The following is a 14760-nucleotide window of genomic DNA, read 5'->3' as shown; positions in this document are numbered from 1 at the left end:
CTTTTGTCTCGATCATGAAACGGCAAAGGCCCCGAAAGGGGCCTTTGGATACTTGCAGACTGTAAATATTTACAGCGAATAGTACATGTCGTATTCGACCGGGTGGGTCGCCATGCGGAAGCGCGTGACTTCCTGCATCTTCAGCTCGATGTAGGCATCGATCATGGTGTCGGTGAACACACCGCCCTTGGTCAGGAAGCCGCGACCCGTGTCCAGGTAGTCCAGCGCCTGGTCCAGGCTGTGGCAGACGGTCGGGATCTTCGCGTCTTCTTCTGGCGGCAGGTGGTAGAGGTCCTTGGTGGCTGCTTCGCCCGGGTGGATCTTGTTTTCCACGCCGTCGAGGCCGGCCATCATCAGGGCCGCGAAGCCCAGGTACGGGTTGCACAACGGATCAGGGAAGCGCGCTTCGATGCGGCGGCCCTTCGGGCTGGCGACGTACGGAATGCGGATCGAAGCCGAGCGGTTCTTGGCCGAGTAAGCCAGCTTGACCGGTGCTTCGAAGCCGGGCACCAGGCGCTTGTAGCTGTTGGTGCCGGGGTTGGTGATCGCGTTCAGCGCACGGGCGTGCTTGATGATGCCGCCGATGTAGTACAGCGCGAAGTCGGACAGGCCTGCATAGCCGTCGCCTGCGAACAGGTTCTTGCCGTCTTTCCAGATCGACTGGTGAACGTGCATGCCGGAGCCGTTGTCGCCGACGATCGGCTTGGGCATGAAGGTCGCGGTCTTGCCATAGGCGTTGGCGACGTTGTGCACCACGTACTTGAGCAGGATCGTCCAGTCGGCGCGCTGCACGAGCGTGGAGAACTTGGTGCCGATCTCGTTCTGGCCGGCGCCCGCCACTTCGTGGTGGAACACTTCGACCGGGATGCCCAGCGATTCGAGGATCAGGGAGATCTCGGCGCGCAGGTCTTGCGTGCTGTCAACCGGGGGAACCGGGAAGTAGCCGCCCTTGACGGTCGGGCGATGGCCCTTGTTGCCGCCTTCGAGCTTCTTGCCGGTGTTCCACGGTGCTTCGTAGTCATCGACCTTGAAGAACGAGCCGGACATGTCATTGCCCCAGCGCACGTCATCGAAGATGAAGAATTCGGGTTCCGGTCCGAAGTAGGCGGTATCGCCCAGGCCCGAAGCCTTCAGGTAGGCCTCTGCACGGCGAGCGATGGAACGCGGGTCGCGGTCATACGCCTTGCCGTCGCCCGGCTCGAGCACGTCGCACGACAGGAACAGCGTCGTTTCTTCGAAAAACGGGTCGATGTTGGCGGTATTGGGGTCCGGCATGAGCAGCATGTCCGAGGCTTCGATGCCCTTCCAGCCGGCGATGGACGAACCGTCGAACGCATGGCCCGCGGAAAACTTGTCTTCATCGAAGTGCGAGACCGGCACGGTCACGTGTTGCTCTTTGCCGCGGGTGTCGGTGAATCGGAAATCGACGAATTTGACTTCGTTTTCCTTCACCATCTTCATGACGTCTGCGACGTTCTTGGCTGCCATCAAGGTTCTCCTGGTTGCGTGGTTGTCAAATCGTATCGGGGTACGGGAATGCAGTTTCTGTGCCAAAGCTGGTGCATGCCGCAGCGAGCAAAGCTGGGCGATTGTCCCCGACTTTGACTGCTTTTCGCTACAGGCGCGATGCGGTTTTGGATGAGCAATGCACTGTTGTTGTGCGAAGTCAATAATGCACTTGTATGGTGCGCGACCGTTATCGCACCAATTCGGGGCCCAGCTTGGCGCCGAATGCATTCAAGCCTTCGAGAAGATGGGGGTACGCGGCGTCAACCAGGCCGGGATCGCCCTTGACGCCAAGATCGATGTGGCGCCCGTATTGGGGGTGGTCCACGCTCGGCAGGCTGAAGACCTTGACGCCGGGATGGCGGCGCTCGATGTCTTCCATCAGCGGTGTCAGCGAAGCTTCCATCGCGCCGAACACGATCACCGACTTCTCGACGTAGGCCTTTTCGCGAAAGAGCGAGCGGTAATGGGTGTCGAGCACCCACTCCATCATCGGCCAGGCCATCACCGGGAACCCCGGGACAAAGTGAACATCGCCCACCGTGAAGCCCGGGATCTTGTTGTACGGATTGGGAATGATCGCAGCGCCTTTGGGGAACACACCCATGTTCAGGCGGTGGATGTTGTCCGGGCGATCAGGTTCATAGGTCGTGCCCTGCTCGCGCGCCGTATCCTGCATGCGTTCGCGGATCAGCGCTTCGGCGCGCGGGTGAAGCTCAAGCTCCACGCCCAATGCACGGCCTGCACACTGCCGTGTGTGGTCGTCGGGAGTTGCGCCAATGCCGCCACAAGAAAACACCACATCGCCGGATGAGAACGCGCGCTTGAGCGTTGCCGTGATGCGCTCAGGCGAATCGCCCACGTATTCGGCCCACGACAGCTGAAGGCCGCGCGCGGCCAGCAGCTCGATGACTTTGGGCATGTGCTTGTCGGCCCGCTTGCCCGACAGGATTTCGTCGCCGACGATGATGAGGCCGAAATCGCGTGGTTCAGGCTGGGGGGTGTTCTGCTGGGACGTCATGGGGCAATGCTACTGGAGCAGGCTGCTGTGGAGATGACACGGGTCTTACAGCCGCCTGGGCCGCTTGGGCATCCTCGGCGCGCATCGCCTCCAGCGCGGCGAGGCAATAGTGGGCAAACCAGAGCGAGGCGAACGCAAAGACCAGTGTGTAGATCCAGATGGCGACCGGCGCCAGCACGACGAACGCGACCACGAACAGGGCGCTCGATGCCCACACGATGCTCGGCGCCGCGCCCAGAAAACCCGCGATCACGCCGATCGACAGGAGCCACGTCCGATGCCGGCGAAACAACGCACGCCGCTCGTCCTTGCTGGCGTGCTCGGAGAGCGCATCGAAAGCCATCACCCTGTATGTCAGCCAGCCCCAGATGAGCGGCGGCAACACCAGCACCAGCGGCGGAATCAGCCACAGGGGCAAGCTGACGATGAATGCGACCAATGCCAGCAAGGTCGAGCCGAGCGACCATGCAATGCTCGCGGCCAGCGAGCCGCCGCGCTTTTTTTCGAGCTGGGGGAACCGGCGCTCCGCCACCATCGCCGCCAGCGCCGGACCCATGAACGCCGCCACGAACAGCAGCGACATCAACACGATCACGGGCGTGGTTGCGAACACCACGATGAGTGGAGCCGCCACTGTCTTGAGGTTGCCGACGCCCACGCCCTGCAGCCAGCTCCACACACTGACGAGCAATTCAGACGATTCAAGCCACGCACGAACACCCTCGATCGCGCCTTCCCAGAAAAAATAACCAAACCCAAGCGCCACCGCAAACATGATTGCCAGCGGCAGGAACGACAGCGCGATCACGCGCGGGTGCAGGCAGTAGGCAACCGCGCGCCAGAAAGAGTCGAGAAGAAGGTTCATGCCCCGGTAACATCCTTTCGATGCAAATTGTTCAGGTCAAAGGCGTCGGGCTCGAGGTGCAACAGATCGCAGCCCCTGCCACAAACTCCGGCGCTGCCCTCGCTCCAATCATTTTCCTCCACGAAGGACTGGGCTCGGTGGCGATGTGGCGGGACTGGCCCGGGAAAGTATGCGCGGCGACGGGGCGCGCAGGCGTCGTGTACTCACGCCGGGGCTACGGCCAGTCCGAGGGCATCCCCGATGTGCGCAGCAGCGGACGCCTGCAAGCTGACTACATGCACCGCGAGGCACTCGAAGTCCTGCCAGCGCTGCTGGAAGCGTTGCAGATCGAGTCGCCGGTGCTGCTGGGCCACTCCGACGGCGGAACCATCGCCCTGCTCCACGCGGCGCACGTCGGCGCAACCGCCTGCATCGTGATGGCGCCGCATGTGATTGTTGAAGAGCTGTCGGTGCAGTCGATCGAGCAGATTCGCGGCGCGTTCGAAACCGAAGGCCTGCGCGAGCGCCTCCAGCGATTCCACCGCGATGTGGACGTGGCGTTCTGGCAGTGGAATGACGTCTGGTTGAGCCAGGAGTTTCGCGCGTTCGACATCCGCCCCGACTGCCGGCAGATCAAGGCCGCGGTGCTGGCGATGCAGGGCGCGGATGACGCGTACGGCACGCTGGTCCAGATCGACGAAATCGCGCCGACCCTTGGAAACTTTCGCAAGGTGGTGCTTCAGGCGTGCGGGCATTCGCCGCATCGCGACCAACCCGGGCAGACCATTGAACTGATCACTGAGTTTCTGGCGCAGCTGCCTTGACCGGCGCCGGTGCTTTCACCGGCTTCAATGCATCCAGGTCTGCCTGCGACAACCAGCGCCACTGACCGGGCGACATGTCCGCAGGCAGCACAAGGTCACCGATGCGCGAACGATGGAGCGTCTCGACACGATTGCTCACGGCGGCCAGCATGCGCTTGACCTGGTGGTACTTGCCCTCGGTCAGCGTCAGGCGCAAAGCGCACTCGCCGGTCTTCTCGCACGCGGCCGCGCGAACCGGCTTGGGGTCGTCGTCGAGCACCACGCCTTCGAGCAGACGTGCGACCTGTTTTTCATCCACCGGGTGTTTGGTTCCGACTTCATACACCTTGGGCACATGATGCCGGGGTGAATTCATGCGGTGGATGAACTGGCCGTCGTCGGTAAGCAGCAGCAATCCGGTGGTGTCCTGGTCCAGCCGGCCGACGGCCTGCACGCCCTGCACTGCGCCCTTTTGCGGCCGCTGGCGCAGCGGTGCCGGCAGCAATGTATAGATGCTTGGATAGGTGGAAGGCTTTTGCGAACACTCGGTGCCTGCGGGCTTGTTCAGCATCAGGTAAGCCAGTTCGTGATAGCTCCAGGGCACGCCGCCAACCGTGAACGCGAGACCCTGCGGATCGAAGTCGCGCGATGCATCGGTGACCGGCTCGCCGCCCACCGTCACATGGCCTTGCTGTACCAGCCCCGCGCAGACCCGGCGCGTGCCGAAACCTTGCGAGTAGAGAATCTCTTGCAGCTGCATTGCGGATCAGCGGGCCTGGTCGTAACGCGCAACACGCCGCTCGAGCGGGGACAGCTGCATGCCAACCGCGTGCAGCTGCGCGTAGAGCACCTGGCGCATCCACACATTCGGCTCATTGGCGATGCGCGTGCGAATCTCGTTGCGCTGCAACTGCAGTTGCGCGGTGCGCTCACTGAGGGCGACGGCATCGGCAGAAGCAATCACGGGTTTGGGCTGCGGCTGGGTTGGGTCGTATGACCATGCCTGCGGCGGCACGACAGCACAGCCCGAGACAAAAGCGGCCGCGATCAGGGCAAGAACAACACGCATGGCAACTCCTCGTCGATGTGGGTTTCGATCTTAGCTGCGCGGCACGTCCGGCAGGGTCCGGCAGCGCTCGACAGGCGTCACGCCCCGTGGCACTTCTTGAATTTCTTGCCGCTGCCGCAGGGGCATGGATCGTTGCGCCCCGGCGTGTCAGCGCGGCGGGCCTGTTCGACGCGCGGACCCAGGCTCTTCCATAACTGGCGCAGGTCGTACACCGCCCAGATCGCAGCTCCGAAGTCATCCAGCCGCTCTTCGCTGATGCTGGGAGGACCCTCTTCGCTAAACATCGAAATGGTCGGCTTGCCGCGATCACCCTCGGTCAAGGCAACGATCGCAGACAAGGCGTCGTCGAGCATCGCTGCGGCTTGCGCATCGCGCGGCGCGGCCCAGTCTTCGGGCCAGCTTTCCACGGCGTACATGAAACCGATGGCCCAAACCTGCGCATAGGCAGGAAGCGTGTCCAGTGGCGTGTCCGCGCGTTCGGCTTCAGGCAGCGAGAGCACCGCGCCCAGCGTATCGAGCACTTCGGGCTGATAGGTGCGATCGTCGTCCAGTTGCTCAACCGGCGCATCGAGCGAGGCTGCCACTTCGGCCCAGCGACGCTTCCATCGCAAGACGAATTCCATCTGGCCCATCGGCTGGAACGTGTCGCCCAGCAGCACCGGCCAGTACTCGTCGGGTTCAATGGATCGGCGCGAACAGATCAGTGCCGCCAGGAATCCTTCGCAGAACTCCCACTGCGGGATTTCGTCATCGTGCTCGCGCATCGCGTCGAGCGCTGCGTCCTGTGCGTCAAATTCGTCGGCGGTAAGGGGCGCACTGCCTGTTTCGGTCTCATTCATCGAAGGCGATTGTACGAGCGACGTACAACCGCCTTCGATGTGGCTCAGACGTAGTCGAGACCCGTTTCGTGCAAGCCCGCCAGCCCGATGTTCATCGCGTTCAAGGGCAACTCGGCAACGATCACGCCCATCTGCGCCTGGGTCAGGTAGCCGCCGTCCAGCAAGCCGGTGTAGTAATTGTGGTCGGCCTGCGATGGCGCTGAATGCGCAAGGTTGGTGTACAGCAGATCAAACACTGCGCCGTTGGAAGCGCCCGCGCCCAGGCGTGCCTCCAGTGCATACGTCATCAGCGTTTCGTAGCTCATGCCGGCGTCGAGTGCGCCCAGGGCGATGCCAACGATCGAAGGCAGTGCTGCCGTGCCGACGACGGCGCCCAGCACCTTGGCCGCGATCCCCGCGTTGCCATCGAGGTCGAGCGCCACCCGTGTGTCGGTGAACGACAGACGCTCGACATTCACCATGGCGTCGATCGCCAGCGAACCATCGTTCTTGTAGATCGCGTAGATGTCGCCCACATGAAACAGCGAATGCGCCGCGCGCGGCCCGGTATATGACACCGTATCGATGTCCTGCGTGCCGAACACAAAGTCGTTGGTGGGTGAGGCGCCCAGGTCGAACAGGTTCGACTGGCCGGCGCTACCCGCCTTCACATGACGGAAGTAATCGGCCGAATTCGTGGGCTCGTCATTGCTCAGGATCGAAATCGTCGCATCAGGCCGATCGAGCGTGGCATTGACCACGCCGAACGAACGGATGGTGAGTGACTGCAGCGGCTCTGCGGTGACGTCGTTCACGATGCTGACCTGCACGACCTTGCTCGTCTCACCGGGAGCGAAGGCGATCTTTCCGCTCTGGTACACGTAATCGGCGCCGTAGCTCGCAGTCCCTGAGTAGAGCTCGTAATTGACCGACACCAGGGACAGGCTCGGCGCGTTGAGCGACATGGTGATGTAGCCGATCCCGTCTTCTTCCGCCACATAGATGTCGGACGTATGGATCACCGGGTTGGCCGTAAACGGCGCGTCGCTCGCCTCGATTCGCGCCACACCGGCGTTGTCGGCAATCGTGGCGCCGGACGGGGAGCCCAACACCAGCTTGAACATTTCATCGGACTCCAGGCCGGTGTCGTTGATGATGGGGACGCTCACCGTCTTGGCGGTCTCACCGGCCAGGAACACCAACGCACCGGATTGCGCAACGTAGTCGCTGCCCGCATAGGCAGACCCGTCGGCCGTGGCGTACTGCACCGACACGGTTGCCGCAGAAGGCCGGTCCAGGCGCACGATGAACTGGGCGACCTGCCCCGACTCGTCAATCACCAGGTCGGCAACCGATATGGCAGGCGCGCCGCCCAGCGGGGCAGCGACCGGCGTTTCGTTATCGACGATTGCAATGTGCGCGTTGCTGCGACCGATTGAGCCATTGACAGCGCCGTACAGGGAAAACTGCACCTGCTCGGTCTGCTCGACTACCGCATCGTTGGGGATACCCACAGCCACCTGCTTGCTGGTCTCACCCGGAGCGAAAGACAAGGTGCCACTGGTAAAAATGTAGTCGGAGCCATACGCACCCGTGTCCGAATTCAGCTCGTAGTTCACCGACACCTGAGACAGACTGGGCGCGTTCAACGACACCGTCACGAAAGCCTGGCCGTCAGCCTCGCTCACATACACGTCGGAGGCAGAAATCAACGGGTTGCTGCTCGCGGCTGAATCATTCGCATCGATTCGCGCAAAGCCTGTCGCGTCGCCCAGCGTGCCACCGCTGACGCCCGATAGCACGACCTTGAAGAGTTCGCTGGATTCGGCGATCCCGTCGTTGAAGATCGGAACGCTCACCGTCTTGGCGGTTTCGCCAGCCAGGAACACCAGCGTCCCGGTCTGCGCGACGTAGTCGGTGCCGGCCGTCGCGGTCCCGTCGCCTGTTGCATATTGCACCGTCACGGCGTCGGTGCCGGGGCGATCGAGTCGCACCACGAATTGCGCCATCTGCCCTGCCTCATCGACGACGAGGTCGGCCACCGAAACAGCGGGTGCGACACCCTGTGGGGCGGCGACGGGCGTTTCGTTGTCAATGATGGAGATGCTGGCATGGGTGCGGCCAATGACGCCGTTGACTGCGCCGTACAGGTTCACCTGGACGAGTTCGGTTTGTTCCACCGTGGTGTCGTTGGGAATGCCGATGACCAACTGCTTGCTGGTCTCGCCAGCGGCAAACACCAGCGTGCCGCTCTGGAAAATGTAGTCGGAGCCATACGCGCCCGTATCGGAGTCGAGCTCGAACTGAACGGACACCTGCGAGAGGCTGGGTGCGCTCAGGGAGACCGTCACATACGCCAGGCCGTCCGCCTCGCTGACCTGGGTGTCGGATGCCGCAATCGTTGGCATTGCCGTTGCCGGCGCATCGTTGGCATCGATCCGGGCCACGCCAGTGGCGTCCCCAACCGTGCCGCCCGTCGCACCAGACAGCACCAGCTTGAAGAGCTCGCCGGCCTCGGATGTCGCGTCATTGAGGATAGGCACGCTGATGGTCTTGGCAGTTTCGCCAGCGAGAAAAACAAGGGTTCCAGCTTGCGCAACGTAGTCGTCGCCCGCCGTGGCCGTCATGTTGGCGGTTGCATATTGCACCGTCAGGGTGGAAGTGCCCGGCCGGTCCAGGCGTACGACAAACTGGGCCATCTGCGCTGCTTCGTCCACGACAAGATCCTGTACGCCAACCACAGGAGCCGTGCCCTGGGGAGCCGAAACGGGTGTCTCGTTGTCCACAATGACGATGCTGGAACTCGTGCGATCGATCACGCCATTGACCGCGCCGTACAAAGAAAGGTGGAGCAGTTCGGTCTGCTCGATGCCCGTGTCGTTGGGAATGGCAACGGCGATCTGCTTGCTGGTGTCCCCAGGCGCAAAGATCAGCCTGCCACTGTGGAACACATAGTCCGAGCCATAACTGGCCGTATCCGAGTCGAGCTCATAGTCCACCGAAACCTGCGACAGGCTGGGTGAGCTCAAAGACACGGTGACATAGGCGACGCCATCGGCTTCGCTCACAAAGACATCGCTCGCGTGGATGGATGGACTGACACTCGTTGGCCCATCGTTGGCGTCGATGCGAGCCACCCCTGTCGCGTCGCCCATCAGCACGCCGACGGGGTTCGCCAGCATCAGCTTGAAAAGCTCGGCTGCTTCGACGCCCGAATCATTGATGAGCGCCACCGTGACGACCCGGGCAGTTTGACCAGCCTGGAAAACCAGGCTGCCCGAGGTGGAGACATAGTCACTGCCTGCGATGGCGGTCATGTCGGCGGTGGCGTAGTCCACCTGCACCGAACCGGTCGCTGGCCGATCCAGCCTGACCAGGAATGTCGCGGTCCCGGCCTTTTCATCAATCACGATGTCTTGCACCGAGACGGTTGAAAGCCCGTTCGCAGGTGCAGCGGTTGGGGTCTCGTTATCGACGACCACAATGCTGGAAGATGTGCGGTCGATGACCGCGTTGACCGGGCTGTACATCGAAAAGTACAGCAATTCGGCCGACTCAACCAGCACGTCGCCAGCAATCGTCACCTGAACGGTCTTGCTGGTTTCGCCCGGCGCGAACGTCAGTGTGCCGCTGGTAAACACATAGTCAGAGCCATAGCTGGCCGTACCCGAATCGATCTCATAGCCGACCGTCACCTGGCTGGCGCTTGCTTCGCTGAGCGAAACCGTCACAAAGGCAGGACCGTTGTTCTCGCTGATAAAAACGTCGGAGGCGCGGATATAGATTGGCATTGGGTGACTCGTGCAACAAAGTGAGGCCGCGAAGGTTACCCAGCTTCGTGCACCTTGGGTGTGCCCAAGATGCGTGACGCACCAACGCGATGCGCCGGCACGACAGTACTTATGCGCTCATTCAGGCGTCCGACTGCCGGTCAGCCAGCTCAACAGCCACGCATTGAAGCGCGCCGCCTCCTCGAATTGCACCCAATGGCCGGCCTGCGGAATCAGTGCGATTGCCTCGTAGCGCGCGCCCGACGCAAGCGCCTCGCCGACCTCATCCCACATCCCGCGATACAAAACATCCTGCTCCCCATAGATCGCGCTGAACGAACATTGCACAAGGCTGACGGCATCACGAAAAGCGTGGGTCGTGACCAGCGATCGGCCTCTCATCCGGTCCCTGGGAACATTCGCCGACTGCAGTGCGACTGCCAGTTCATCAATGGACTCGGCGCGATGCAGCATCAAGGCAGCCAGGTTGTGGCGGTGTATGACCTCGCGCTCGTGCTGCGTTGAATTGCGGCTCCAGGGTTTGAGCCCCGGACCGCGTGCGCGCTTCAGGGGGATGACCGGAGCGCCGACCATCGCCAGGCTCCTGACCAACTCCGGGTGTTGCACTGCCAGCAAGACGGCCACGAGGCTGCCAAACGAAAACGCCACCAGGTCGAAAGGCCCTTCGCCGAAGAGTTCGCGCAGTCCTGACGCAATCGGTGCGACAACGGCATCGGCGTCGCCGCCACCGGGCGGTGCATCCGAGTCGCCGAAGCCCGGCAAGTCCGGGACCACAGCCATACGGCCGGACGCGACGATCGCGGGAATGTTTCGCAGCCAGTGTGTCCAACTGCCGCTGCCGCCGTGCAAGAGCACCACCGGCGCAAGCCCTGCCCTGTCATCGCCCCAGATATGCCAGACGGTCTTGCCGGCCCCACACGGTGTCTCGACGCGACGCGCGCTTTCCAGCAGTTGAGCGGCTTGCGCAGGCAGATCGGGCAACTTCATTTCTTCGAACTCTTTCTGAAAGACTCGACCAGCAGGCGCGCCGGCACGCTGAGTGCCTTCTCATCGCGCACGGAAATCACGAACCTGCGCCTGGCCCACGCATTGGAAAGCGGTATGACGGTCAAGCCCAGCTGCTTTTGCAGCGCCTGCGCTTCTTCACGCGGGACGATGGCCACAGCCAGATTGGCGGCCACGATGCGGCAGGCGGCATCGACCGTCGATACCTGGATACGGTAGCGCATGCGCTTGCCGGCGGCAGCGGCGTGGCCTTGCTGCGTCGCCTTCATGATGCTGCGCGCCACGATGTCCACATGCTCGAAGTCGATGGTGTCCTCGAACGACACCGACCGCCTGTTCGCCAGCGGATGTTTGGGATGCAGCACCACGGCCAGATGATCCTGGCGATAGGGAAACGTTTTGAGCCGGCGATGATCGACCGCATCCCAGCACACGCCGATATCGGCCCTGCCCTCTTCCACGCCGCGCACCACTTCCCAGATCTCGCGCTCTTCAAAGCTCACGCGAACCTTCTCGTACTTGCGCGCGAAGACGGCCACATCTTCCGGAAGGAACTGCGCGACGGCGGACATGCTCGCAAACACACGCACATGCCCCTGCACGCCGTCGGCAAAGGCGCCCAGCTCTGCCTGCATGCGATCGAGCAGCGCGAGCGACTCCCGTGCATAGCGCCACAAGGCCTCCCCGGCTGGCGTCACGGAAACGCCGCGACGTCCGCGTTCGAGCAACTGCGTTCCCGACTCTTCTTCCATCTGGCTGATGCGCTTGCTGACAGCAGAGGGCACGATCGCCTCGCGCTGTGCAGCGGAAGCGATATTGCGTTCTTCGCAGACGGCGATGAACAGGCGCAGGGAGACGGGGTCGAAGTGGCGCATCAGGAATCAGCCATCTCATCATGGAATGGCTGACGCGAAATATTAGCACTTCAGCGATGGCACAAAACCCGGCACCATTGCCCTCTTACCGTACAAGCCATCCCCAGAAAACACGGACCTACACCACCATGCGCATCGTCGAAATCAGGGAGCGCACCGCTCCCATCGCCTCCCCCATCGCCAACGCCTTCATCGACTTTTCCAAAATGACGCTCAGCCTCGTGGCCGTCATCACCGACGTGATCCGCGACGGCAAGCCCGTTGTCGGCTACGGCTTCAACTCCAACGGTCGCTACGGGCAAGGCAGCCTGATGCGCGAGCGGTTCATCCCCCGGATCATGGAAGCCGACGCAGCCAGCCTCATCAACGAGGCCGGCGACAACCTCGATGCGCACAAGGTCTGGGCGACGATGTTCAAGAACGAAAAGCCCGGCGGCCACGGCGAACGTTCGGTCGCGATGGGCACGATCGACATGGCCGTGTGGGACGCCGTCGCCAAGATCGCAGGCAAACCCCTGTTCCGCCTGCTGGCCGAACAGCGCGGCCTGGAGGCCAACCCGCGCGTGTTCGTCTATGCAGCCGGTGGCTACTACTACCCCGGCAAAGGCATTGAAGGCCTGACCGCCGAAATGCAGGGCTACCTCGACCGCGGCTACAACGTCGTGAAAATGAAGATCGGCGGTGCACCGCTGGCCGATGACTGCAAGCGCATCGAAGCCGTGCTGCGAATGCTTCCCACGGGCTGCCGGCTGGCAGTCGATGCCAACGGCCGCTTCGACCTGGAAACGGCCATCGCCTATGCCAGGGCCCTGCGCGACTACAAGCTCTTCTGGTACGAAGAAGCAGGCGACCCACTCGACTACGAACTGCAGGCCCGGCTGGCCGAGCACTACCCGCATCCGATGGCCACAGGCGAAAACCTCTTTTCGATGCAGGATGCGCGCAACCTTATTCGCTACGGCGGCATGCGGCCAGACCGCGACTGGCTGCAGTTCGACTGCGCGCTCAGCTATGGCCTGGTCGAATACCTGCGCACGCTCGACATGCTCAAGGAAAACGGCTGGCGCTGGGACCGCTGCATCCCGCATGGCGGCCACCAGATGTCATTGAACATCGCAGCTGGCCTGGGCCTGGGCGGAAACGAGTCGTACCCCGACCTGTTCCAGCCCTACGGCGGCTTTCCTGATGGTGTGCGTGTCGAAGACGGACACATCGTCATGCCGGACCTGCCGGGCATCGGCTTCGAGGGCAAGGCTGACCTGATCAGCGAGATGCGCGCGCTCTCGGGGATGTGACCGGGCGAGAGGCCGAACTCACTTCCTGCGCGGCGCCGGGCGCCGTGGTGCTTCGGGAATCTTTCGTTCAACGAAGCGCTCCGGGTCTGACAGGTGCATGTGCATCGGCAATCCGCCCACACTGGCACTGGGGCGGGGTGTTGTGCCCAGCGGTGGAAAATTCGACCTGCTGGCCGACATGTCGTCCTGCGCATCGACACCGTCGACCCGGATGTTTCGCATCGCGTCTTCCGAGTTGAGACTCTGCTGAAAACTGGGTGGCCAGGCGGTCTGCGTTCGGGGTGAAGAATGCCAGGTCACCACTGCTTCGGGATGGCGATCGAAAACATTTTCCGAATTGGGTTGCCGCACGTGCCTCATGCGCTGCTGCGATGCCACTGACACCACGCTGGGTTCGCCGCTGTTGTATTGAACGCCATACTCGTTGAAGAACTCACGCCGCTCCTGTTCCATGCGCTGGCGGTCTTCTTCTGCAAGACAGCGCTGCGCCACGTGCCCCCGTGCCTCCGACGCGGCATGGGGAACCACGGCGACGCCCTGCAATCCGACGCGCAGGGCGCTTCCAATGGGCGCCCGGGCCGCGAATGCCGCCAGCGGATCGACGAGGAAGAAAAAGGAGGTCCGCATGAAGCCATTGACGATGACAATGTCCAGGCTCTGGCTGGCGGCTTCGCGCGTCGCAAACAGGCTGAGGAACTCACCCGTCGCCGGCGAGTAGCTCACCGTGCCACCGACCTTGCTCAGGGCCAGCCGCTGCACCAGGGGCCCCATGATGCCGTCGATCCCCTCGACGATGGCGGCCACGGTGACCAGCCCCATGTTCGAGCCGAAGACTTCGCCGAAAGAACCTCGCCTGGAGACCGGCAATCCATAGGCGTCCTGCAAGGAGGTCTGCCCGACCCACCGGTAAAACAGGACCATGCAGAAATAAACAGCCGTCAACGTCCCCAGGCGCAGGCAGTGATAACGGGTGTAGTCCGGCGAGTCGGCCATGCCATGTCCATCGCGGTCAGTGATGACCGCGACCGGCATCAAGCCGCGGCTCAGGTGGTTCTGTGCATCCCGAAAGATCTGGCCTGCGCAGCGAGCGTTGGTAGCCGCGATGAATGCAAAGAACTCGAACAGTTGGTCCGCGTTGGCATCCTCTTCTTGTTGCTCGACAGTCAAGGCCAGGCTCACGGCTGCAGCCAGCGGAACGACGGCAACCAGAACGAAGCCCGCGATGCGGATGCCTGTCCTGGCGGACTCGCCGCGCCACGCCTGCGGCGCGGCATTGGCAAGAATGAGCCCGGTCCGGTAGCCCGCGTAGATCAAAAAAGGCACACCGACCAGGAGATTCAATCCGATGCTGAGGGCGCCTCCCGAGTTGTAGACGGGATTACCCCGCTCGCCCATGGCACTGATCGAAGCTGCCCTGAGCGCCTGGGCGGTCAATCCGCCCGTCGCCTGAAAGATCGTGTCGCGCACACCCGTAGCGACACTCGCGCCGCCTACGCTGGCAAATGCACTGGCCACGCGGCTGCACAGCCGTGAGGTGCAGGTTCTGCGCACTTGCCGGATTGCCGCCTGCGCATCCGCATCCGCATCGGCAGCCGGATCGTCTGCCCCGGGCGAACCACTCCCTGGAATATCGATGACGGACTCGTCATCGCGTGGAAGCTGGCGGCGGGCCGCAGATCGGGCAGCTGAGGGAGAACCTGGTGGAGTCGGGGAATGAGGGGACATGATCTCTT

Annotated in this window: 12 protein-coding genes; 2 read left to right on the top strand and 10 right to left on the bottom strand. The window is 62.8% G+C overall.

The window, feature by feature from the left end; genetic code table 11:
- Positions 1-69 precede the first annotated feature (69 nt).
- From glnA to AQ12_RS00440, 3 genes are all read right to left on the bottom strand, one after another.
- Positions 70-1488 carry a type I glutamate--ammonia ligase gene (glnA, locus tag AQ12_RS00450; protein WP_048437873.1) on the bottom strand — a complete coding sequence of 473 codons (1419 nt, stop codon included), beginning with the start codon at positions 1486-1488 and terminating at the stop codon, positions 70-72.
- Between the two features lie 208 nt (positions 1489-1696).
- Positions 1697-2527 (bottom strand): molybdopterin-binding protein, encoded by an 831-nt coding sequence (locus AQ12_RS00445; protein ID WP_048437872.1) that lies wholly within the window; start codon positions 2525-2527, stop codon positions 1697-1699.
- Positions 2496-3392: an EI24 domain-containing protein gene (locus tag AQ12_RS00440; protein WP_048437871.1), complete on the bottom strand. Its 897-nt coding sequence runs from the start codon at positions 3390-3392 to the stop codon at positions 2496-2498. Before AQ12_RS00440 ends, AQ12_RS00445 begins: the two co-directional genes overlap by 32 nt.
- 20 nt (positions 3393-3412) lie before the next feature.
- Here AQ12_RS00440 and AQ12_RS00435 point away from each other — a divergent pair, with 20 nt between their 5' ends.
- Positions 3413-4195 (top strand): alpha/beta fold hydrolase, encoded by a 783-nt coding sequence (locus tag AQ12_RS00435; protein WP_048437870.1) that lies wholly within the window; start codon positions 3413-3415, stop codon positions 4193-4195.
- Here the strand turns inward: AQ12_RS00435 and AQ12_RS00430 are convergent.
- The 6 genes from AQ12_RS00430 to AQ12_RS00405 form a co-directional block, all read right to left on the bottom strand.
- Positions 4167-4934, bottom strand: coding sequence for a pseudouridine synthase (locus AQ12_RS00430; RefSeq protein ID WP_048437869.1), 768 nt, complete (start codon positions 4932-4934; stop codon positions 4167-4169). The genes AQ12_RS00435 and AQ12_RS00430 overlap by 29 nt on opposite strands.
- A gap of 6 nt (positions 4935-4940) precedes the next feature.
- Positions 4941-5243, bottom strand: coding sequence for a hypothetical protein (locus AQ12_RS00425; RefSeq protein ID WP_048437868.1), 303 nt, complete (start codon positions 5241-5243; stop codon positions 4941-4943).
- A 77-nt stretch (positions 5244-5320) separates the two neighbouring features.
- A complete protein-coding gene (locus AQ12_RS00420; protein WP_048437867.1) occupies positions 5321-6082 on the bottom strand; it encodes a UPF0149 family protein in 762 nt (253 codons plus the stop codon).
- Between the two features lie 44 nt (positions 6083-6126).
- Entirely contained in the window at positions 6127-9852 is a 3726-nt protein-coding gene (locus AQ12_RS00415) for a Calx-beta domain-containing protein (protein WP_048437866.1), read from the bottom strand.
- Between the two features lie 117 nt (positions 9853-9969).
- Positions 9970-10839: an alpha/beta fold hydrolase gene (locus AQ12_RS00410; protein ID WP_048437865.1), complete on the bottom strand. Its 870-nt coding sequence runs from the start codon at positions 10837-10839 to the stop codon at positions 9970-9972.
- Positions 10836-11732 carry a LysR family transcriptional regulator gene (locus tag AQ12_RS00405; RefSeq protein ID WP_048437864.1) on the bottom strand — a complete coding sequence of 299 codons (897 nt, stop codon included), beginning with the start codon at positions 11730-11732 and terminating at the stop codon, positions 10836-10838. The genes AQ12_RS00410 and AQ12_RS00405 overlap by 4 nt, the downstream gene beginning before the upstream one ends.
- 128 nt (positions 11733-11860) lie before the next feature.
- Here AQ12_RS00405 and AQ12_RS00400 point away from each other — a divergent pair, with 128 nt between their 5' ends.
- Positions 11861-13027, top strand: coding sequence for a mandelate racemase/muconate lactonizing enzyme family protein (locus AQ12_RS00400; RefSeq protein ID WP_048437863.1), 1167 nt, complete (start codon positions 11861-11863; stop codon positions 13025-13027).
- An 18-nt stretch (positions 13028-13045) separates the two neighbouring features.
- On the opposite strand, the gene AQ12_RS00395 is transcribed toward AQ12_RS00400, so the two are convergent.
- Positions 13046-14752 (bottom strand): hypothetical protein, encoded by a 1707-nt coding sequence (locus AQ12_RS00395; protein ID WP_152682612.1) that lies wholly within the window; start codon positions 14750-14752, stop codon positions 13046-13048.
- Positions 14753-14760 lie beyond the last annotated feature (8 nt).

The organism is Caenimonas sp. SL110 (genome assembly GCF_001044395.1).
In the GTDB taxonomy this organism is placed as follows: domain Bacteria; phylum Pseudomonadota; class Gammaproteobacteria; order Burkholderiales; family Burkholderiaceae_C; genus Ramlibacter.
Note: the sequence above shows the minus strand (reverse complement) of the source record. Positions and strands in the feature narration are given on the sequence as shown.

Bases quoted from the DNA above. Each gene is read 5' to 3' on its own strand.
- AQ12_RS00440 (WP_048437871.1), bottom strand. From the start codon at position 3,392: ATGAACCTTCTTCTCGACTCTTTCTGGCGCGCGGTTGCCTACTGCCTG.
- AQ12_RS00400 (WP_048437863.1), top strand. From the start codon at position 11,861: ATGCGCATCGTCGAAATCAGGGAGCGCACCGCTCCCATCGCCTCCCCC.
- AQ12_RS00425 (WP_048437868.1), bottom strand. From the start codon at position 5,243: ATGCGTGTTGTTCTTGCCCTGATCGCGGCCGCTTTTGTCTCGGGCTGT.
- AQ12_RS00435 (WP_048437870.1), top strand. From the start codon at position 3,413: ATGCAAATTGTTCAGGTCAAAGGCGTCGGGCTCGAGGTGCAACAGATC.
- AQ12_RS00420 (WP_048437867.1), bottom strand. From the start codon at position 6,082: ATGAATGAGACCGAAACAGGCAGTGCGCCCCTTACCGCCGACGAATTT.
- AQ12_RS00410 (WP_048437865.1), bottom strand. From the start codon at position 10,839: ATGAAGTTGCCCGATCTGCCTGCGCAAGCCGCTCAACTGCTGGAAAGC.
- AQ12_RS00430 (WP_048437869.1), bottom strand. From the start codon at position 4,934: ATGCAGCTGCAAGAGATTCTCTACTCGCAAGGTTTCGGCACGCGCCGG.
- glnA (WP_048437873.1), bottom strand. From the start codon at position 1,488: ATGGCAGCCAAGAACGTCGCAGACGTCATGAAGATGGTGAAGGAAAAC.
- AQ12_RS00395 (WP_152682612.1), bottom strand. From the start codon at position 14,752: ATGTCCCCTCATTCCCCGACTCCACCAGGTTCTCCCTCAGCTGCCCGA.
- AQ12_RS00445 (WP_048437872.1), bottom strand. From the start codon at position 2,527: ATGACGTCCCAGCAGAACACCCCCCAGCCTGAACCACGCGATTTCGGC.
- AQ12_RS00415 (WP_048437866.1), bottom strand. From the start codon at position 9,852: ATGCCAATCTATATCCGCGCCTCCGACGTTTTTATCAGCGAGAACAAC.
- AQ12_RS00405 (WP_048437864.1), bottom strand. From the start codon at position 11,732: ATGCGCCACTTCGACCCCGTCTCCCTGCGCCTGTTCATCGCCGTCTGC.